16 protein-coding genes are annotated in these 20,677 nt (G+C 55.0%); 10 read left to right on the plus strand and 6 right to left on the minus strand.

The features are described from left to right. Positions 1-361: 361 nt before the first annotated feature. The 7 genes from SH467x_RS07830 (at position 362) to SH467x_RS07860 (ending at position 8,574) form a co-directional block, all read left to right on the plus strand. On the plus strand, positions 362-1,012 hold the full coding sequence (locus tag SH467x_RS07830) for a hypothetical protein (RefSeq protein WP_482370716.1): 651 nt from the start codon (positions 362-364) through the stop codon (positions 1,010-1,012). Between the two features lie 22 nt (positions 1,013-1,034). Further along, positions 1,035-2,558: a uroporphyrinogen-III C-methyltransferase gene (cobA, locus tag SH467x_RS07835; protein WP_482370717.1), complete on the plus strand. Its 1,524-nt coding sequence runs from the start codon at positions 1,035-1,037 to the stop codon at positions 2,556-2,558. A gap of 324 nt (positions 2,559-2,882) precedes the next feature. Next, positions 2,883-3,761, plus strand: coding sequence for a LysR family transcriptional regulator (locus SH467x_RS07840; RefSeq protein ID WP_482370718.1), 879 nt, complete (start codon positions 2,883-2,885; stop codon positions 3,759-3,761). 78 nt (positions 3,762-3,839) lie between these two features. Continuing rightward, entirely contained in the window at positions 3,840-5,168 is a 1,329-nt protein-coding gene (locus SH467x_RS07845) for an asparagine synthase-related protein (protein ID WP_482370719.1), read from the plus strand. Beyond that, positions 5,159-6,148 carry a radical SAM protein gene (locus SH467x_RS07850; RefSeq protein WP_482370720.1) on the plus strand — a complete coding sequence of 330 codons (990 nt, stop codon included), beginning with the start codon at positions 5,159-5,161 and terminating at the stop codon, positions 6,146-6,148. The genes SH467x_RS07845 and SH467x_RS07850 overlap by 10 nt, the downstream gene beginning before the upstream one ends. Continuing rightward, complete coding sequence (locus SH467x_RS07855; protein ID WP_482370721.1) at positions 6,121-7,695, plus strand: NAD(P)/FAD-dependent oxidoreductase; 1,575 nt, start codon at positions 6,121-6,123, stop codon at positions 7,693-7,695. Before SH467x_RS07850 ends, SH467x_RS07855 begins: the two co-directional genes overlap by 28 nt. A 51-nt stretch (positions 7,696-7,746) precedes the next feature. Further along, the gene (locus tag SH467x_RS07860; RefSeq protein ID WP_482370722.1) at positions 7,747-8,574 is read left to right on the plus strand and encodes a lipoate--protein ligase family protein; all 828 of its coding nucleotides are present in this window, start codon (positions 7,747-7,749) and stop codon (positions 8,572-8,574) included. Between the two features lie 40 nt (positions 8,575-8,614). On the opposite strand, the gene SH467x_RS07865 is transcribed toward SH467x_RS07860, so the two are convergent. After that, positions 8,615-9,328, minus strand: coding sequence for a hypothetical protein (locus tag SH467x_RS07865; RefSeq protein ID WP_482370723.1), 714 nt, complete (start codon positions 9,326-9,328; stop codon positions 8,615-8,617). 1,455 nt (positions 9,329-10,783) lie between these two features. After that, the gene (locus SH467x_RS07870; RefSeq protein ID WP_482370724.1) at positions 10,784-12,469 is read right to left on the minus strand and encodes an HD-GYP domain-containing protein; all 1,686 of its coding nucleotides are present in this window, start codon (positions 12,467-12,469) and stop codon (positions 10,784-10,786) included. A gap of 199 nt (positions 12,470-12,668) precedes the next feature. Here SH467x_RS07870 and SH467x_RS07875 point away from each other — a divergent pair, with 199 nt between their 5' ends. Further along, positions 12,669-13,100, plus strand: coding sequence for a response regulator (locus SH467x_RS07875; RefSeq protein WP_482370725.1), 432 nt, complete (start codon positions 12,669-12,671; stop codon positions 13,098-13,100). Positions 13,101-13,199: 99 nt separating this feature from the next. Next, complete coding sequence (locus SH467x_RS07880) at positions 13,200-14,276, plus strand: ABC transporter substrate-binding protein (RefSeq protein ID WP_482370726.1); 1,077 nt, start codon at positions 13,200-13,202, stop codon at positions 14,274-14,276. A 24-nt stretch (positions 14,277-14,300) separates the two neighbouring features. Here SH467x_RS07880 and SH467x_RS07885 read toward each other — a convergent pair whose 3' ends face one another. The 3 genes from SH467x_RS07885 to SH467x_RS07895 form a co-directional block, all read right to left on the minus strand. Beyond that, a complete protein-coding gene (locus SH467x_RS07885) occupies positions 14,301-14,816 on the minus strand; it encodes a peptidase associated/transthyretin-like domain-containing protein (RefSeq protein ID WP_482370727.1) in 516 nt (171 codons plus the stop codon). 85 nt (positions 14,817-14,901) lie between these two features. Beyond that, entirely contained in the window at positions 14,902-15,948 is a 1,047-nt protein-coding gene (locus SH467x_RS07890) for a DUF1559 family PulG-like putative transporter (protein ID WP_482370728.1), read from the minus strand. 72 nt (positions 15,949-16,020) lie between these two features. Further along, positions 16,021-17,490, minus strand: a complete 1,470-nt coding sequence (locus tag SH467x_RS07895) for a PhoPQ-activated pathogenicity-related family protein (RefSeq protein WP_482370729.1) — start codon at positions 17,488-17,490, stop codon at positions 16,021-16,023. A 193-nt stretch (positions 17,491-17,683) separates the two neighbouring features. Here SH467x_RS07895 and SH467x_RS07900 point away from each other — a divergent pair, with 193 nt between their 5' ends. Continuing rightward, positions 17,684-19,261, plus strand: a complete 1,578-nt coding sequence (locus tag SH467x_RS07900; RefSeq protein WP_482370730.1) for an alkaline phosphatase D family protein — start codon at positions 17,684-17,686, stop codon at positions 19,259-19,261. A gap of 123 nt (positions 19,262-19,384) precedes the next feature. Here SH467x_RS07900 and SH467x_RS07905 read toward each other — a convergent pair whose 3' ends face one another. Further along, the gene (locus tag SH467x_RS07905) at positions 19,385-20,662 is read right to left on the minus strand and encodes a C45 family autoproteolytic acyltransferase/hydrolase (protein ID WP_482370731.1); all 1,278 of its coding nucleotides are present in this window, start codon (positions 20,660-20,662) and stop codon (positions 19,385-19,387) included. Between the last annotated feature and the right edge of the window lie 15 nt (positions 20,663-20,677).

Here is a 20,677-nt window from a genome sequence, read left to right on the forward strand (position 1 = left end):
GAGCGAAGGGGGAGAATCACCCTTGTCGCAACGTGTCGTTACTGAGAATCGTTCGAGCATCCTAGGCTCGAAAACAAGATGAGAAGGGGCGAAGCAACCCTGTTAACGTGGCAACGTCTAGCCACTTTTACCGCGAGTCGTTGTCGCAGCGGGATTCGCCCAGGCAATCTCATTCGCCTTAAGAATGCGCTCTCAAATCGGCCGTGCAAGCAGCTTCTGGTTATTTTTGACGCTCGTTCCTGCCACCCGGTCGCTTTAAACGCCTCCTGCCTCACCCAACACCTAGGTAAAGTGTAACGGCCAATCCATCTGGTCCATTCGCCACCCCTCCCCCATAATGGCTCCATAAGGAGTTCCTCGATTGCGTCGAAAAAAACATCTCGTCTGGTCACCCGTCACCATCGCCCTGACCGGGGTAACAGCTACTACCCTCGTAGCCATCGCTACCGCCCCGATCCTGGCTGCCATGGGGAATCCTTGGTGGGCTCAACAAGTCCAATACACGACCTACTATGCCATGCTCTTTGCCTTCGTCGGCCTTATGGCGGCGTTGGTGCACAATCGTGTCAACTCCCCGAATGCGTCCTCTGTCCGTGTCTTCGACAATCGTCAAGACGAACGCAGTCCCGGTTTTGGTCTGATCGCCGTCGCGCCATGCGACTGCGACCAAATCTGGATCGCCGACCAAGCCTTCGCGGAACTTCCGGTGAAAAAGCAAATCCAGAAGATGGCGAGGATCGGATTGAACCGTCTCCAAGTCCTCGTGATGCGAGACCTGAAACTCCCCCCTTCGATCGCCGACCTCTGGGTCTATCTACCCAATCTCAAAGTTCTCGATATCCAAAACGCTTCCGTACCGGAGTGCTTCTGGAACGGTCTCGAGAAAACGATGGAGCTCGAACATGTTCTCGCCCACGGTTGCGAGCATTCTGCGTCGATGAAGGAGATCCTGATCTCCCTTCCCGAAATCAAAATCCACACTCGCCCCATGAATGTCGTTGCGCATGGTTGAACCGAAGAGACGCTCATCCTCCATGGGCAAGGTTTATTTGGTCGGGGCAGGACCGGGCGACGCCAACTTGATCACCCTGCGAGGTATCCAAGTTCTCGCAACCGCCGATGTCGTCCTCTACGACGGATTGGTCAATCCTGAAATCCTGCGGCATGCGTCTCCCCATGCGGAACAACTCTGCGTGGGCAAACATGGGCATGGAGGGATGTGGACTCAAAAGGAGATCGACCAACAAACGATCGCGTTCGCGGCAGCGGGCAAGTCGGTGGTGCGGCTCAAAGGAGGCGATACCGCCATCTTCGCGCGCACAGCCGAAGAGGTCGAGCAGCTCGCGGCACTTTCCGTTCCATTCGAGATTGTACCAGGTATCACGGCGGCGCTCGCAGCGACCGCCTACGCGGGTATCCCCCTGACCCACCGAGACTGGGCTTCAGCCGTCGCGTTTGTCACGGGGCAACTCCAACCGTCGGATGGAAGCCAAGACGCCGACGACGGGATCGACTGGCAATCGCTTGCTCAGTTTCCAGGTACTCTCGTACTCTACATGGGAGTCACCACCGCGCAGCATTGGAGCCAGCAATTGATCGCGTCGGGCAAATCCCCATCGACGCCTGTCGCATTGGTCCGCCGCATCTCGTGGCCTGACCAACAAGTCATCCGCTGCGAGCTGGGGAATGTAAGCGAAACCATTCGCTCTCTTCCGGGATTTCGTCCCCCAGTGATCAGCATCATCGGAGAGGTCGTGAATCTCGCGGCCACGATGAATTGGTTTTCGCAACGTCCCTTGTTCGGCAAACGTTACCTCATTGCAGCTACTTCTGATTCGGGGAGCAAACTGAGCCGCATGCTGAGCGAGCTCGGGGCCCATGTCACCTTGCAACCTGCGATGGAGACTTCCCCTGTCCAGGATTGGAGCGAGATCGACCCCCATTTGCATGACATCGCTCGATACGCGTGGCTCGTCTTCACCAGTCCAGCAGGTGTAGAAGCGTTCATGGGCCGAGTCTTCCAACTGGGCTACGACGCAAGGCATCTCGGTCGATCGAAGATCGCATCGGTTGGGACCGCAACCAGTGAAGCGCTGCAACACTACTCTTTGCGAGCCGACCGCACCCCTCAAATCGCCGGGATCGAAAATCTAGCTCCACTACTAGCTCCAGAGGCCCCCGGTGCATCGATCTTGTTCGTTCGGAACGAATCGGGGCGGACCGAAGGCATCGAGTTACTAGCAAGCCTGGGTGCGAAGTGCATAGGCGCCAACGTATACGAACAAAAGCCGGTGGCTGCTTGGCCTGCTGCCACGCTGACAGCTTGTGATCAAGGCGTTTGGGACGGCATCGTCGTCACCAGCGCTAACATTGCTGAGCAAGCCTGCGCATTGATCGCCCCATATCACGCCCAACAACGCTGGTATTCCATTTCCGATCGCGCGACGGATGTGTTATTAGCGCAGGGCTGCACCCAAGTCGCCACTTCCACATCCCCAAGTCTCGATTCCCTCGTCGATTCCATCTTGCGAGAGGCATCGATGGAAAATGGACGCTAGCCCCCGGTTGACACGCATCACGATCTCTCCCCTCTTTTGCGCCGTGGCGCCTTGGCGAGAAACCTCCCTCTCCCAATTCTGGGTCCCCCCGATCTCTACCGTTGCAAGCGGTCACTTTTGCAAACGGCTACTCCTGCAAACGGTATCGAAACCGGCTCGAGATTGTCTACTGGCTAAAACGGTCGATCTGTTGTCCTCAGATTCTTCCTTTTTCGCGTAGCGTGCAATGGCCAAGGTTATGCGTTCGATGGATAATGCGGTGCTCATGGATGATTTGTTTGCATCGACTGAAACCTTGGCACATAGGGATCCCCCGGAGGCACCTTGGACATTGCACAATTGCGTTACTTCCTAAAAGTAGCAGAACTCGGCAGCTTCACCCGCGCCAGCGAAGAGCTTGGCGTGTCGCAACCCGCTCTCAGCCGATCGATCGCTAAGATTGAAGAGATGCTGGGGCAGCCAGTCTTGGAACGCCAAACACGATGCGTGGTGATGACCGACGCGGGCAAAGTGCTTCAACAACGCGCTTTCCAAATCGTCCAACTCCTCGATGAGATCCCTCGTGAAATCTGCGACGATGGAAAGACGGGGAATATCCGCATCGGTGCAATCCCCACCATCGCCCCCTACTGCTTGCCTCTGATCTTAAAAAAGGCTCGCGAAACCTTCCCTGCCGCCACGTGGAATATTCGGGAAGACGTCACCGATCGATTGCTCCAAGCCTGCAATTCTGGCGAGCTCGATCTGGTGATTGCAGCCCTCCCGGTCGAGCTGGGGTATCTCGATTCCAAAACATTGCACGAGGAAGAGCTCCTCGTTGCCCTCCCCGTCGATCATCCCCTAGCGGCCAAACCAGAACTCAAACCACAAGACCTTTCGGGCGAGCCACTGATCATGCTAGGGGAAGGGCATTGCCTTTCCGACCAAATCGACGCCTATTGCCGCAGACGATCCATTCAGTCTGTCCAGCTCGATCGAACCGCGCAGATGGCCACGGTCTTGGAGTTGGTCGCGGCCGGACAAGGCCTTTCATTTGTCCCACAGATGGCTTGCAGTACCACCAAAAAGATCTTGTACCGATCGATGGTTGCACCTGTTCCCAAGCGCAAGATCGCGGTGATCTGGAATGCCTATCGATTCGAAAGCAAATTGCAACGTGGCGTCCGCACTCTGCTCGAGCATTTCGACTGGAACCTCGTCTGAACTTGATCCTCGCCACCAAGACTGCGATAACTTACACGTCATTACCCACCATCCTCTCATCGGAGTTTCCTCCATCCCATGCAGCACCACGCATATCTATCGCGAGTCGAGAACCTCCTGGATCCGAGCCAAAACATCCTTCTGAACATGGACTACGAGGAAGCCCATCGGAGAGTCGCTTCCGGTGATCCCGCATTGGTTGGCGAGATCGATGGTCAATTTGCGATTCTCGCGCAGGATGGGAAGATGATCCGCATGGCCCGTTCCATCGGCCGACCGATGCGCTACTTTCTCGCCAAGAGATCGGAGGGGCCCTGCTTGATCGTCGCCGAAAAGATGGCGACCCTCCGTCAAAAACTGAAAGAGATGGGACTTGAGGATCAGTTCCATCCCTCCTATACGCGGATGGTCCCAGCCCACTACTTGATGCAACTGGAATTGATCGGATGCCCTGATCCCAACCCGCAATACGATCGCTATTTTACCCCCGAACGAAACAAACTCCCCTGCGATATCGAAGGGATTGGTACGCAATACATCGAACGCTTGCGAGACGAATGCGACCGATGGCTGGATCGGATACCCAAGCGTGCGCCGATCGGCGTCCTCTTTTCGGGTGGCGTCGATTCCGGCGCCGTACTCCTCACACTCTATCACTTGCTATTGAAGCGAGGAGAGTCGCCATCCCGCTTGAAGGCGTTCACGCTTCGAATCGATGGCCACTCCTCCGATGCAGACCAATCCCATGCGTTTGTTCGCGCGTGTGGCGTTGAGGAACTGTGGGAAGTCATCGATCAGTCGAGCGAATCCCTCAGCGTTCGCGAGACCATTCAAGTCATGGAGGATTACAAGCCACTCGACGTGCAAAGCGGAACCATGGCGATGGCACTCTGCCGTGGAATTCGCCAGCGCTATCCCGACTGGAAATATCTCGTCGACGGCGATGGCGGTGACGAGAATCTCAAAGATTACCCAATCGAAGAAAACCCCGAGCTGACGATCCGAAGTGTGCTGAACAATTTGATGCTCTATCAAGAAGGATGGGGTGTTCATGCGATCAAACATTCACTTGTTTACAGCGGGGGGCAAAGCCGCGGACACATTCGGACTTGGGCCCCCGCCGAGCATTTCGGTTTCGAGGGATTCAGCCCCTTCGCATTGCCGCGCGTGATCGAAGTTGCCGAAGGGATTCCGTTCATCGACTTGACCGACTGGAACCATGAAAAACTTTATGAGTTGAAGGGGGCGATCGTTCGGAGCGGCATCAAAGCTCTGACGGGTATCGACATGCCATCCTTCCCCAAGAAGCGATTCCAGCACGGAGCGATTGAGAACTCCCGATTCCAAACCCTCTTCCCCAAAAGCGAAGCGGAGTATCGGAAGATATTCCTATCGTTATGGAGCTGAGCGAAGCGGAGCAAGCGATCTTGAGCCGCGCGACCCGCTCCGAGATCGTCCGCGCGCGAGGTGCTAAATCCTTGCTCTCGCCGCGAGAACCCGCAGGCTATTTCCTCCAAAGGGAGCCCGCATGCCGCGGGGAGGTCGTCGAGGTCGCAACTCTCTTTTTGACTGGAGCGGAGTGCCCCTTCGCCTGTTCGATGTGCGATCTTTGGAAGCACACCTTCGACACGGAAACCAAAGCCGGAGATTTGATCGCCCAAGTTGAAATCGGGCTTGCGAATCTCCCTCCTGCTCCATGGATCAAGCTTTACAACGCAAGCAACTTCTTTGACCCGCGAGCAGTCCCGGATTCCGATCGCATAGAAATCGGTCGCCGCGTGGCCTCCATGGATCGCGTGATTGTCGAGAACCATCCCCGATTGCTGGATCGAGAACGCGTGCGGACATTTCGGGATCTGCTGCACGGGAAACTCGAAATCGCGATAGGGCTCGAAACGGTCCACCCATTCGCCATGCAAGTCATGAACAAACAAATGCACCCTTGCGACTACGACGATGCGATGCGATGGCTCAGGGAGGAAGAGATCGATGGTAGGGCCTTTGTCTTGCTTCAGCCGCCTGGCGTGCGGCCTGAGGAGGCGATCGCATCGTTGATCGACACCGTGCAGTTTGCGGCGAATGCGGGAGTGCGCCATATCTCGTTGATTCCAACCCGGCGCGGGAATCCATGGCTGGATCGATTGATCGACGACGGACTATATCGATTGCCGGCACTCGACGCGCTTGAGACAGCGTTTCAACGTTGTTTGGAACTGTTTCCTCAACAGATCGTTGTGGCCGACACATGGGACTGGTCCTCGATTCCGGGTCAGTGCGATCGATGTTCGAAAGCTCGACTTAGGCGGATCGATCAAGTGAACTTGGATCAGTATTGGCGTGAAATTGATGAGGCGATTGCATGTCGATGCACCAAAGCGATGTCTTGATTGTTGGCTCTAGCTTTACCGGTTCGATCTTGGGATGGATTCTGGCCAAGCAGGGATTGTCGGTGACGATCATCGACAAGCAGTCTCACCCTCGATTCGCCGTGGGGGAATCCACGACCCCCACCGCGGATTTTCTTCTGGCCTATTTGGCCGACCGTTGGGGATTGCAGGAGTTGCGGCCCTTGGCCGCTTGGGGAGATTGGCAACGAACCTACCCCTCCTTGCGATGCGGAAAGAAACGTGGTTTTGCCTATTACGAGCATCGAGCCGGAGAGCCCCATCGCGACGACACCGATCACTCGGGCTCGTACTTGGTCGCCGCATCGGCCCAGGACGCGTGGAGCGATACTCAGTGGCTCCGGAGCGATGTCGATCACTTCTTGGCACAGCAAGCCACGCGATCGGGTTGCACTCTATTAGAAGAGTGCGAAGTCCTGCAAGTTCGACAAGAAGCCAATGCAGTAGGAGGGTCGGGATATCGATGGCAGGTGGAGTTCGCACCATCCTCAAGCCTTGAAACGGACCGAACGGTTCATCGCACTCGGTTCTTGGTAGATGCGAGCGGCGGCGGAGGTTTCTCGGCGAAGTGGCTTGGGAATGCCGACGCATCGGATCGGATGCGAACGCAAACCGGTGCCTTGTGGGGGCATTTTCAGAATGTGGGTTCGATGCGGGAGCATTCGAGTTCCTTCGACCATGATGCAAGAGATTACTTTCATCCTGACGATTCGGCGCAGCATCATGTTCTGGAAGATGGCTGGTTTTGGATGCTTCGGTTTCAACATGGGGTCACCAGCGTCGGGTTGGTGCTACCCACCGAGCGATGGCAAGCCCAAGGAACTCCTGGTCTCGACAAGAATCAACGGAGGAAGGTGTGGCAGCATGCTTGCGAACGTTACCCAACCATCGAGGCGATGATGGCCCAGGCGGTTTGGGACGCACCGGAGGGCGGGCTCCAATTCGCGCCGAGGCTTAGCCGGCGTATGCGGAAAGCTTGCGGTCCTGGTTGGGCCGCCATCCCTACATCCTTCGGGTTTATCGATCCCTTGCACAGCACGGGCATCGCACACGGGCTGAGCGGAGTGATGCGATTGGCGGAGCGACTGGCGCGGAAAGAATTTGCAATGGATGCGGAATGGGCTGATTACGATTCCCAACTTCAAAGCGAGATCGATTGGATCGATATGCTGGTCGCCCTGACTTACGCCGGACTCCCCAGCTTCCATCGGTTTCGAGCGCTCGCCAGTTTCTATTTCATCGCAGCTATCGCTTTCGAGCAGCAATTGATTCGTGATCCGCAGACTTGGTCCGATGGCTATCTCCTGTCAGGGAGCCGAGCGATGAGAGAGCAATCAGAGGGATTGTATGCTCAAGTTAAACAGGGAGCCTTTGCAAGCGACGAAATGCTTCTCCAGGCCATTCGTCAAGCAATCCAGCCATGGAACCAGGTAGGGCTCGTGGAGCCCAAGAAAGGAAATCGCATAGCTCACACGGCTCCCCCGAAGTATCTTCTAGCCCAACCGACCTCGTCCGTCGCCGCGCGGTAGCCCCTGGTTGCCGACGCAGACAGCCATTCCATCCAACCCAACCGGTCTCCGATGTATTTTTCCGAACACTCCTTCCAGGCACCCGAACGAAACGTCGCATGGGAGGAAGCGTGTGTCGAATTGGCCGATGAAGTTCTGCATGAGCAAGAAACCGAGAACAGCGGTCGGCAGGATAGCGCAGACGATCGATCATCCCTCGAAGTCTTGCGAGTGTGGAGTTTCGATTCGCCTGTCGTCGTCATGGGTAGAGCAAGCCGCGTCGGTGAAGAGGTTTGTTTCGAGCGATGCAACGCGGACGGGATCCCGGTACTGCGCCGCTCGAGCGGCGGATCCACCATTGTTGCGGGCCCCGGCTGCTTGATGGTCTCGGTGCAAATTTCGTATGCAAAGCGGCCGACATGGCGTTCTCTCGATATCGCCCATCGCGAGGTGATGGGTCGGACGAAAGACGCGGTGACGGCAGCTCTTGGTACGTTTGGAATCACCAAGGAGATTGCGCTACAGGGAACTTGCGATTTAACCGATGGTCCCTACAAGTTCTCTGGAAATGCGCTTCGGTGCAAACGGCATGCGATGATTTATCACGGCACGCTTCTTCTCGACATGCCACTCGAATGGGTTGATCGCTACTTGCTCGAGCCACCGCGCCAGCCCGAGTATCGAGAACGCCGTCCCCATAAGAGCTTTGTCAAAAATCTCCTGCAAGATGTCTCGATAGATCGAATTGCATTCGAGCACGAGCTGGGGCAGCAATTGCGAAGAATCTGGAATGCCGACAAGCCTTGGGAGGACTATCCCTACCAAGGCAAGTTATCGGATTGGGTCGAACAACTCATGCAAACCCGCTATGCCAACCCCGCTTGGCACCTGGAACGTTGAGCTCCACCATCCCCCTCTGCCACATCGCGGAACAGGTGCACTACAGTCCATTGACCAGTTCGGTGAGAACCGAGGAGAGGACTTGGCGTCCGACGCTCGGCGTGCTTCTCGCAGGGACGCGATTGGATTGATAATGAATCTCGACACGTCCTCCTGACGGAGGCGCTCCCCATACAGGTGGAATTCCGATCGGTCTATCCGAGGACGGCCTATCCCAAGATGGACGATCCCAAGATGGATAATGCGAAGGCCGATCTGGGTAGATGCCACCGCCATGATGACCGCCATCGTATCCACCGTGTGGACGATCGGGCGGGCAAATGGGCGTGGAGGACTTCGCATAGGCTTCTCGCAACTCTTGATCCAGTTTGTCGAGTCGTCGGTTGAGTTCACCAAAGTAGCTCATCAATCGTCGGTCTTCCCGAACATGGCGATCTGCTGCCGCGACGCGGTGCGTTTGACTGGAGAGCGATCGTGTTTGTCGCAATGCCGATTGAACTTGCCACCACGATGCACCTTGCTCGATCAACGATTCGAGTTGATTGGCAGATTGGTCCAGGTGTGCGGCGATGCTGGTTGCTGGGCAAAACGGGAACTTGTCTCGCAATCGCTCTGCGATGTCTTCGGTCTTGCTTTGAACAGCCCTCGCATCCCCCACTTCGCTCGACCACGGGTTTCTGGCCCATGAGCTGGTGGACATCGAAAGCCCCAGAATCAAACCGATCCAAGCCGTGAAGATCCCTTTGGATCTCATTATCTTCCAACAACTCATCATGCACCTTCGCACTTTCTTCCGTTCCGAGTCCAACCATCGACAACGCTTTGATGGAGTTAGATGTAAACAAACCGCGTGCCAAGAAGTAGCAAGCAACAGAACTTCACGCATAGAAGAGACGAATATGCGTCTTCGCCAAGAGAGATACGTTCCTTTCGATCACCAGCCGAAAACAGATCGCAAGTTACACGCCTGGATGCGTCACCAGTTTGATCGCGGCGCCGTCAGTTTGAAGATGCAATTTGCAGGGCGCACGGGGTGGTGCATGGGGAGTGCGAGTGGTTTTTCTCGCCAAGGCGCGAAGGCGCAAAGGTAGGGAGCGGAGTACGTCTGGCGGCTGACTGTTAAACGAATTTCCGGATGGCCTTTGCGACTTTGCGCCTTGGCGAGAAACCTCCCCCCACCTTATTCATCGGGGGCTCACAATAGGTGGCACCCACATTTTGGGTAAGGGGCTCAATAGGTGGCACCCACATTTTGGGTAATACGAGCTACGAAGGAGGGAGGATGCGAGGTGCAATAGATGAGAGGGGCAATAGGTGACACCCACCTTCTGGGGGGTAGTTGCGACTTTGCGCCTTCGCGAGAAACCTCCCCCGCACCTTATTCATCGGGAGATTACGGGCCTATTGACCCGAGCTACGAAGGAGGGGGGATGCGCGGTGCGCACTTCCTGCTGAGGCTGGCAGGCAATAGGTGGGCAGGTAATAGGTGGCACCCACCTTCTGGGGGGTAATAGGTGGCACCCACCTTTCTCTGGCAGGGCGCACGGGGTGGTGCATGGGGAGTGCGAGGGTTTTTCTCGCCAAGGCGCGAAGGCGCAAAGGTAGGGAGCGGAGTACGTCTGGCGGCTGACTGTTAAAGGGGCTCAATAGGTGGCACCCACATTTTGGGTCATACGAGCTACGAAGGAGGGAGGATGCGAGGTGCAATAGATGAGGAGCAATTGTAATAGGTGGCACCCACCTTCTGGGGGGGAACCTCGCCAGTCCAATAGGTGGCACCCACCTTTCTCGTTGCGACTTTGCGCCTTGGCGAGAAACCTCCCCCCCACCTTATTCATCGGGAGATTACGGCCCAGTGACCCGAGCTACAAAGGAGGGGTAATAGGTGGCACCCACATTTTGGGGGGTAATAGGAGGAGCAATAGGTGACACCCACCTTCGGCAATAGGTGACACCCACCTTCTGGGGGGGGAACCTCGCCAGTCCAATAGGTGGCACCCACCTTTCTCGTTGCGAGGGTTTTTCTCGCCAAGGCGCGAAGGCGCAAAGGTAGGGAGCGGAGTACGTCTGGCGGCTGACTGTTAAACGAATTTCCGGATGGCCTTTGCGACTTTGCGCCTTGGCGAGAAACCTCCCCCCCACCTTATTCATCGGGAGATTACGGCCCAGTGACCCGAGCTACAAAGGAGGGGGGGATGCGCGGTGCACACTAGCTGCTGAGGCTGGTGGTGGTCGCAAGCGGCATGGCGGGTGGATAGGAGGGAGGGGTGGAAGGTAACGTTGCGACTGCAGCGGGAATACTGGATTGGGGAGAGACGGTCCCCTCCGCGATGCAATTCAAAATCGCTTGGACAGCCATTTCATCCCAAGTCACACCGGATTCGCTGCGAAGGATCGCTTCGGCCTTTTCCGATGGCATCCCTTTGCGGTAAGGTCGGTCGCTCGTCATCGCATCGTAGGCGTCTGCTACGGCCAAGATCCTTCCTTGAAGTGGAATGGCTTCCCCGACCAGGCCTGCCGGATAGCCTTTTCCGTTGACCGCTTCATGGTGATGCAAGACGCCGGGTAGGACATATTCCAGCGGAGTGAGGTGTTTCAGGATTTGATAACCGATTTCAGGATGCTTCTTGACCGCTGCGAATTCTTCATCGGTCAATTTTCCTGGCTTGCCAAGGATGGAATCGGGAACACCGATTTTACCCACATCGTGCAGCAACCCCGACATATAGATCCGTTCGCATTCTTCTTGCTCCAGTCCCATTTGCATGGCGATGGCTTTGGCAAACAATGCCACGCGGTCGCTGTGACCGCAGGTATACGTGTCTTTGGCGTCGATGGCATTGATCACGGCGCGTATCACACCGGTCAGCAAATTCTCTTGCTCGCGAAACAGTTCTCCGTTCGTGGCGTGTCCAGACAGAACCGTCGCGAGAACGCTCAACAAACCGGCTTCAAAGGTTCCAAACTGCAAGCCGTTTGGATCGATGTTGAAAAAGTCCTCCGGACTATCACCCAGAAATTCCATTTTGCGATTGAGGGCAACCAAGTAGCCGAATTTTCGATTTTGTTTTTCCACACGAACCAGAATACAGTTCCGAATGGCGGGAAAGGGTTCGAACAGATTTGCTACGGTCTGAATATTGAAGACGAGCGTTGGAGCAGGACTTCGTTGTGAGCAGCTTCGTACAAACTCGATGATCTGTTCCCAATCGCAGGGAGGGGTTCCAACCGATGTAATGCGAGAGAGGCTGTCCTCCGTTGGATTTTCGATCAGATCGGAGGGGACCAACGCGATCAGCTCGCTACGGATGACGCTTCGAAGCATGGGAAGCTGTGAGGTTGCAACGTCGAGCATGGACGATCGAATGTCCGCGTTCCCAATCTGCTGACTCACTCCTCGCAGCCAAGTTAACTCCTCAAAGTCTTGCGTTACTTGTTGAACGAATGCGCGCCCCTGCATCTTGGAACTTTGATTCTCTTCCAAAGACTGCACCATCTTTAGGTGCGCGAGTGCAAGGCTTCGCACATGGCGTCCATTGGTCTCGAGCGAAACAGGGAGAACGCACGCGAAACGAATCCCCCAAATGGGAACGGACCCGACGTAACAACGTCCATCGATCCCTGGGCAATTGCATTCCAACAACTCAATCGTGTTTTCTTCGTGGCCAGCGATCGGTTGACCAGCTAATAATCTCAGCGCCTCCAATTGGCTTTCACTCAACGCTTCGGTAGGTTCGCACCATAGCTGAATGATCGGCTCGAATTCGCTCGATTGCTCGGAATTGAGCTGGTAGACGGACAAAAATCCTCCGAGCGATTCACTAAAGCCGCTTGCCCATCGATGTGCTGTAGCAAGATGTCGTCCTGAGAGCAGCGGCTGTCGAATTGGTATCATTTGTAACGATCGTGCGGAATGCGATAAGGGCTTGGGAAGATTTACGTAACCCTCCGTAGTTATCTAGCACGCAAAACCAATCATTCCGCTAGAAATCTGAAAAAGAAATTTGCTAAGCGCATTGCTCCGTCTTAGATTACTTCGCCTCGATGTCATGCCCATTACCATTATATGTACTCAGCAATGTAAGAAGTCGAATATGTCATTCCCCCTTGTTTCAGAACAATCGCCACGTGCCGCAAAGGTACTCATTGCCGAAGACAGCATTGTCATCGGCAATTTGTTGCGATTCAATCTCGAACGTGCGGGGCTTGACGCAACTTTGGCCGCCAATGGCCAAGAGGCTATTCATCTGCTTCAGCAGGAACACTTCGATATCCTCCTCACCGATTACGAGATGCCAATTCTCAATGGGGAGCAAATCTGCGACATGTTGAGGAACGAGCTTCATAACCACGACATGCACATTGTGATGTGTTCGGCGAAGACTCTCGAACTCGACACCGATGTCATGAGGCAAAAGTACGGTATCGAACGATTGCTGCAAAAGCCATTTAGCATGACTGAATTGGTCTCGGTTGTCCGATCCCTGGTTTCGGGACGAACCGATCTTCTTGAAATCGTCGTCTGACGATCAGCGGCCAACGCGATGCAACGAAGTTGCCTTCCTGGTAAACTCATTTCAGCACGCTGAAATTGTTTACCCAACACCAACCTCGCAGTCCGTCGCATGTCAACGACTTTTTCACCGAAGCTCTCCATGGGCTTCACGCTTCTGTGCACCTTGCTCCTTTCGTGGATCGGAGGATGTGGGCCAGCCCCTTCCGCAGGGAACAAATCCGCGAGCCAAAAGCTTTCGCCCGAACAAGCGCAGGCGGCAAAAGAGTTGTCAGGACAGGGTGGAACGGCCCCGCTCACGAAAGTCTCTCTGCTGTTGAATTGGTATCCCGAAGCGGAGCACGGTGGATTCTACGCCGCTCAAGTCCACGGGATCTTCCAAAAGCACGGCCTCGATGTGGAGATCAAGCCGGGTGGAAAGACGACCGTCGTTCGTGAAGAATTGCTGCTAGGCCGAGTCGCGTTTGGCGTCGCCAATGCAGATGATGTTTTGATCGCTCGGAATGCCGATATCCCACTCGTCGCCCTCATGGCTCCCATTCAAGATGGCCCTCGCTGCATCTTGACCCGACAAGACTCTGGAATCGATTCCTTTGACAAACTGAAGGGGATCAAGCTTCAAATCGATTCGACCCGCCCGTACGTTCCCTTCTTGAAGAGCAAGGGCTTCCTGCAGGACAACGTGGAAGTCGTCCCATACTTTGGCTCGGTCGCCCAACTGGTGGCAGAAAAGAATGTGGCTTGCCAAGGTTACAACTTCAGCGAGCCATTCATGGCACGTCAGCAGGGAGTCGAAGTGAATGAGCTGATGTTGTCGACGATTGGATACAATCCCTACGCGAGCCTCTTGGTCACTACCGAGTCGTACCTGGGAAAGAACAAGGAGTTGTGCCAAAAAATGACGCAGGCTTGCATCGAAGGATGGCAAAAGTATCTTGAATCCCCCGAGGAATCCAACGCGATTATCTTGAAGAACAATAAGCAAGGGCTGGAGAAAGCAGCCTTGGATTATGGTGTCATCGCGCTGAAGAAACTTTGCTACCCGGAAGGGGAGCCTGCAGTTTCGATGGGAACCATGACCGCCGATCGCTGGAAAGAGTTAGGGCAGACCCTACAAGATCTCAAGATCATCGATGCCTCGGTCGCGAAGCCTGATGCGGCTTACACGACCGAGTTTCTCAAGCCATAGCCATCCATTCCCAGTAGAGCGTTCCTACTTCGTGGTGAGTTCTAGCGGAGGCAACTCCGGATTCGAGCGACTCACCGTTACGGTCAATTTTGATTTGTCCCGCATCACATACCTTCCCTTGAGAAGATCGGGGGGATCTTTGGATTGCGATGCTCCGAACTGCAAAGTGCCGTCACCGCCACTCATCTTGGGATCGGGCCAAATCACGGTAACGCGATAAGTACCTTCCGCGATTCCTTCGTCCGTACCGGTGAGGGGAGCAAAGACTCCATTGGCGTCGGTGATTCCATTCGCAACCGCCGAGTTCGCCGGAGAATCGGGATGAAGAAGCACGATCGCACCTGGCGCGGGATTTCCGTCTACCAGCACTTTACCTTTGGCTTTGACCAACGCTGGGCCACCGCTTCCGCAGCCAACGAAAGCCACGAGCCCGAGAAGGAGTGACGCGAGAGTAGCCATCCTCGCGCAAGGAACATTCCCAAAACGATTCTCACCCACACACATGGAATTCACTTTCATCAAATGGAGTTGAAGACTCATCCGGTTCGATTGCCGTATGAAAAAAAGAAGGCGAGAGGATCGAACTCTCGCCTTGTAGTTAGACAAAAGAGGTGGCTGCTGCAGCCTAGTTCTCCGAAGAGACCACTTCCCCGCCGTTTCTGGAAAGAAGTGCCACGAAGACTTGGTTGTCCATGCTCTGGCTAAAGAACCCCACCGATCCGTCGCCGCGAACCGCTTGGATCCCACCAGTGTGGAAAGAATAGGGGTTGTTTTCATTGAACACATTGATCACCGAACATCCCTGTGCACCATTGGTTGCCGCCGGTGTGGGAACAACGCCTGTGTTGTATCCCCGAACTTGCCTGGCGATATTCCAGTCACCATAGAACGAGTTCAAACTGATGAAGTTTGGGGGAATCGCAATGTTCTTTCGCATGAAATACGCGTTTTGTTTACCTGCAATCTCCAAGAAGCAGAAGGTCGCGGACAACCCATCGGAAACCTCACCAAATTTAACGGTAAACTTGTTGATTGGATCGGTCGTGCCAAGCATCGCATTTTCGGTATTCGCGCTCGGAAGTCCAACGCACTGCGCGAGCCACGAATGGATACCGCGCATAGGAGCATAGTCCGTCCTTGGCATGTTATAGGCCATATTCGCTGGAAAGCCCAAGGGAGCGAAATAAGGACCGTAATTGGAGGGGGAATCGGGGGTCGACGGACAGATGAACGACGGAACAGTCGCCTGCACAGCAGGCGTATTGAGAGCTCCTGGGAATGGTGGAACATTGTTAATTGGGTCGAGCAAAGCCTTCTTCGTATCGAACAGATTCGTGATGTTGCTCTGTTCCATAAAGGGTAGCAATTGCCCGAGCGGACCATGCGGGCTGCGGGCATCACGGGTTAGGGTGAAATAGGGGTTCCCAGTCGCAGCGTACGTATCAGTAAGGGGGAACTCTCGGCGACAAGCAGGAACCCACTTGTACCCCGACTCATGGTTATGCAGCGCGAGTCCCAGTTGTTTGAGGTTATTGGAGCATTGCATTCTTCGTGCTGCTTCGCGGGCAGCTTGAACAGCTGGCAAAAGCAGCCCGACCAAAATACCGATAATCGCGATTACTACCAAAAGTTCCACGAGGGTGAAACCTTGTTTGAACGAAGCCTTTTTCATAAACCCAACCTCTTAAAGATAAATACTTACATGGACCATTATTTTCTAATCTCGTGAAGCAACCGGGTAGGTTTACTTGCCAGTACGCTCTTTAGCGCCATTCAACTCGGGTTCGTACCCAACTTTTGTAAGATCGACTCCTTCATAGGGTCGATTATCGGGTGAAATACGAACTGCCGTGGTCACCACGAGTGGGAACGAGGTTCCGACATCGTAGGTGAGCTCAATGAAGGTCGCAGTCCATCCTGGCTTTGCCTCCGCTTTCGGAGCGATATAAACTCCGGGACTTGATTCGGTAAGAGGTGTGCTCGTGAAAGCGGGACCGATGGTTTGGAGGCGGAAATCGCGAGCCTTGGGATTGTTGGCTTGCCACATAAGCACCTTGGAAGGCTTTGACTTTGTCGTCACGCGAATAGTTCCATCCTTCTCGAACGTCCAAGCGTATTCGGGACGTGGTTTGCCCATGGCGACGAGTTGGTAGAAGCTGGCAATGCTTTGAACGGCATCGGTGTTCTTCAATCCATGGTCCGCGTTGGGCACATACCGAATCAACTTTTCACCTTGCAACTGATCGTAGTAGAACTGCGATGAGTCGGGGACAAAAAATTGATCACCGCTGCCGTTGACGATGTACTTGGGCATCGTCAATCGGCCACGGTAGTAATACGGATCCACGATGGAATAGAGTTCTTTCAATCGTGGATGATCGAATCGCTGCATGATCTTGTGTTGGTAATAGTTTCCGATCGCTTCGGACCAGAAACCATACACTTCAGCATGATGACGCAGCGAAGGATCGACGTTCACCACATCGATGACGATGGGGACGATCGCTTCGACACGGTTATCTGCCGCACCGGTCATCCAAGTCGTCCAGCCTCGCTTCGATCCTCCTGCCACAATGAACTTCGATACCTTGTTCTTCCCCCCCGCTTCCGATGCCGCGTATTCCGTCATGCAGTCCATGGCGCGAACAGCGCTCTTCACCATCGGGAGTCGAGGCAGCCACGTCGCATCGCCCGATTCCAAGAACTGCGACCAAGCGTAGCCGATCAAGTCATCTTCAACGCGAGGCTGTCCATCTCCGTGAAACACCAGCGGTTGGTTTGGAACATTTTTGAGTTCGGCGACAATACCACCGGTGGCGAGCGCAATTTGCCCTGTGATAGCGTCTGGGCCTGTCGGTTGTTTGCTGTTGTGGCTACCACCACCGATCATCAAGAACGCGCGATCGGACGTCACCTTGGGAGGCACCGTTACCACCAACCAATGCTCCCACACCGGGCGGTCGACATCCTTCTCGGTTCGCCACGTCTGCGACTTGAGTTGGATGATCGCCGTCTTGAATCCGGCATTCTCGACCGTTTCTTCCACCTTCCACTCATAAGTGTTATCTGGTTTGGCGACATAATCATCTAACGCCGTGCGCTGACTTCCAACGGGTGGTTCAGCAAACAACGTTGCTGTCGACAAGTAAGACGGCGTGACAGGCGAACCTAAGAGACTTAAAGCGAAACCGAGCACCAGCAAGTTTTTTCGCATGCAGGAATTCTCCAGAACTGGAAAAAGACAAAGGGAAGAGGGAGAGGATGACATGTAGGGTAAGCCACATCTTTTACCATTTCTTCACCATACCGCCCCTGTGATCGCAATTCCACTAGGGTACGCTTAATTCTTGACGAAGATTCCTACCCGATCGATCGATTGAATTACTCAACAACCACAAAGGCATAAAATGTCACGAGAATCGTTTAACCAAGCCGTTCAATACTACCGAGATCGACGCGCCTTTTTGCTCTCGGGGGGATCCCTCGCCGTGTTGCCTTGGGTCAGTCAGATCGGTTTCGGTCAGACCATCACAAAGCCAAGTTTTGCGAAGGATCCTTTTCAGATCGGCATCGCGTCGGGGGATCCGACGCCGGACGGGTTTGTCCTCTGGACTCGACTCGCCATGGACCCTGTAGCAACCAACGGAGGCATGGATGACCGTGACTACGAAGTGACTTGGGAGCTCAGCGACGACGAATCGTTCAGCAAAGTGCTGCGATCGGGTAAAGCGTTGGCTACCGCCAAACTGGGGCATTCGGTCCACGTCGAAGTCGAAGGCCTTGCTCCCGACCGCTGGTACGCGTACCGGTTCCAATGTGGCGATGCGATTTCGCTTGTCGGACGTGTCCGAACAACTCCGCGCCCCGATGCGATGCCCGATTCGCTTCGATTTGCATTCGCCTCTTGCCAGCACTTCGAGACCGGCTACTACACGGCCTTTGAACACATGTGTCGAGAGCCGCTCGATCTGATTCTACATCTCGGTGACTATATCTACGAAGGTGCAGGCAAGGAGAACCGACTTCGCGTCCATGCAGGTCCGGAAATCATGTCCCTCGCCGACTACCGTACGCGCCACGCTCAGTACAAATCCGATCCACATCTGCAAGCCGCACATCGATTGGCTCCGTGGCTCGTCGTCTGGGATGATCATGAGTTCGATAACAACTACGCGAACTTGATCTCCGAAGAGAAAGGGATCGATCCAGCACAGTTCGCGCTCCGGCGCGCGGATGCTTATCAAGCCTACTACGAGAACATGCCACTTCGCGCTTCGTCGATGCCCAAGGGGCCCGACATGCAACTCTTCCGACGCGTACCATTCGGGCGTCTGGCCCAATTCGATATGCTCGATACAAGGCAATACCGAACCGACCAACCCAACGGCGATGGCAGCAAGCCGATTACGGACGAAGTCCTCAATCCCAACGCGACGCTCCTGGGCAACGCGCAAGAAAAATGGCTCATCGATGGATTGGCCAAATCCAATGCGCGATGGAACATCCTCGGCCAGCAGGTCATGATGGCCCGAGCGGATCGCGCTCCTGGTGCGGATCGCAAGTTCAGCATGGATCAATGGTCAGGGTACGACGCATCGCGTACTCGATTGCTCCAAGCCATATCGGACTTGAAACGAACCGGTACCGTTGTCCTGACCGGCGATATCCATAACAACTGGGCAAACCATCTTCATGTCAATTTTGACAAACCGGACAGCCCTGTCGTGGCGACCGAACTCGTCGGAACCTCCATCTCCTCCGGTGGAAACGGCGCCGAGAAGCCAAAGTACCTAGAGACACTTCTCTCGGAAAACCCGTTTGTCAAATTCCATAACGCCGAACGAGGCTATGTCAGCTGCACCGTCACTCCGAGCGATTGGAAAGCGGAGTATCAAACGGTCGCATTTGTGGACAAACCAGGTGCACCGAAGCAGACGCGAGCTACATTCCATATCGATCCAACCCGCCCCGGGTTGAATTCGTAATATTGACTACGTAATACGGCACGGCGCTCTGGCTCGAGGGTTCAGTTGGGCTCAATGAGCCGGGGGCCATCGGCCAAACGGACTGGCCCGCTCAGGACGTTGGGGGGCGACAGCCTATGGCGTTTACGGTGCGGGGCGCCAGTCAGTCGTCCCGTCTCGATCGATGTCGATCTTCGACAGGTCGAGATGCAAATAGGGACGCTGGTAAGCCTCTTTGCCTTGGCCAGCGTAGCTAACCCATAGACGCATCCCGGTCGCATCGAACACCGCGTTCATCACGTTCCCTCCCTTGATTGGGATCTGATTGGCCAGAGCGATCAGTTTCTCTGCATCGAGTTTACCTCGGTTCGCAGCCAAGGTTGGAAATGCTCCACGCCCTTCGTCGTGATAAACAACGCATGAAAGAACATTGGGGGCTAGTTCATCTTTCGGGTCATTGTCCTTCCAAAGATCGATCTCCGGCTTCGCGCGTCCAGCGCCGGTCGCCGCGCGAATCTTGGTCGATCGCTTGTCCGTCACACCATCTCCAAAGACGAAGTGATAGCTTTTGGTCGGCTTGATTCCTTCAAACAGACGAATCGCTTCGCTCAGCGAGCTCGCGTCGTAGAGCAGCGTCCGAAACCATGCGGTGAAGTGGGGGGCATGGGTTTCGTAGGGCATTTCTTTTGCGGACGCGTCTCCGATTTCCGATAGAACAATCCCGGATGCGTTCATGCCGCAATGAGCTCCGATAAACCCGGCGAATGAAGGGGAGACATGCGGGGTCCCTTTGTCCGGGAAGTAAACGATCAAAACAGGAAACTCATGCGCCCCGGCTTCCAGGGACCAGTCCAAGTTCCGGGTTTGGTAAAGGTGACCATCCACCGTCGCATCCCCCCACGCAGCGATGCTGCTGCAGGAGTAGGGCATCAAGAGAGGTAAGCAGTGCACATGCTGGAGCGTGCGAATGGGAATTCCACTTCCCTCCGCGAGCCCCACGAGTTGCTGCAGCAACCTGGGATCGGTGTAGCTCGATGTCGTTGCCCAAACGTGATCCAGATGTTCTTCGGTTACCTTCAATTCCGATCGGAAGCCAGCCACAAGCGGAGGAACGAGGCGATGCATTTCCTCGCGCATCTGCGATCCGAGTTGCACCCCCATCTCATAGGGAGTTCCGCGAACCGCGACGACAGGCATTCGAATTCCATCTCCTTCGATATACCAACGAACGCCAGAGAATTTTTCCGAAGGGAGCAGGTCCTGCTTATCTCTGTCCGATCGTTCCACCGACGGGGGTTTGCCGGCAATCGCCGCCTCTTTTGTCGATCGCTCTTGGCCATGCACCTTGTCGATCGAAAGGAGGAAGCCGTTGAAGGCCCCGAGGAGGAGAGCCAACGCGGCAGGAACTAACACTCGTTTCATCGCAATCTCCAAACA

It is taken from the genome of Brakhagea slesvicensis, from assembly GCF_052161625.1.
Classification (GTDB): domain Bacteria; phylum Planctomycetota; class Planctomycetia; order Pirellulales; family Pirellulaceae; genus JBKCUI01.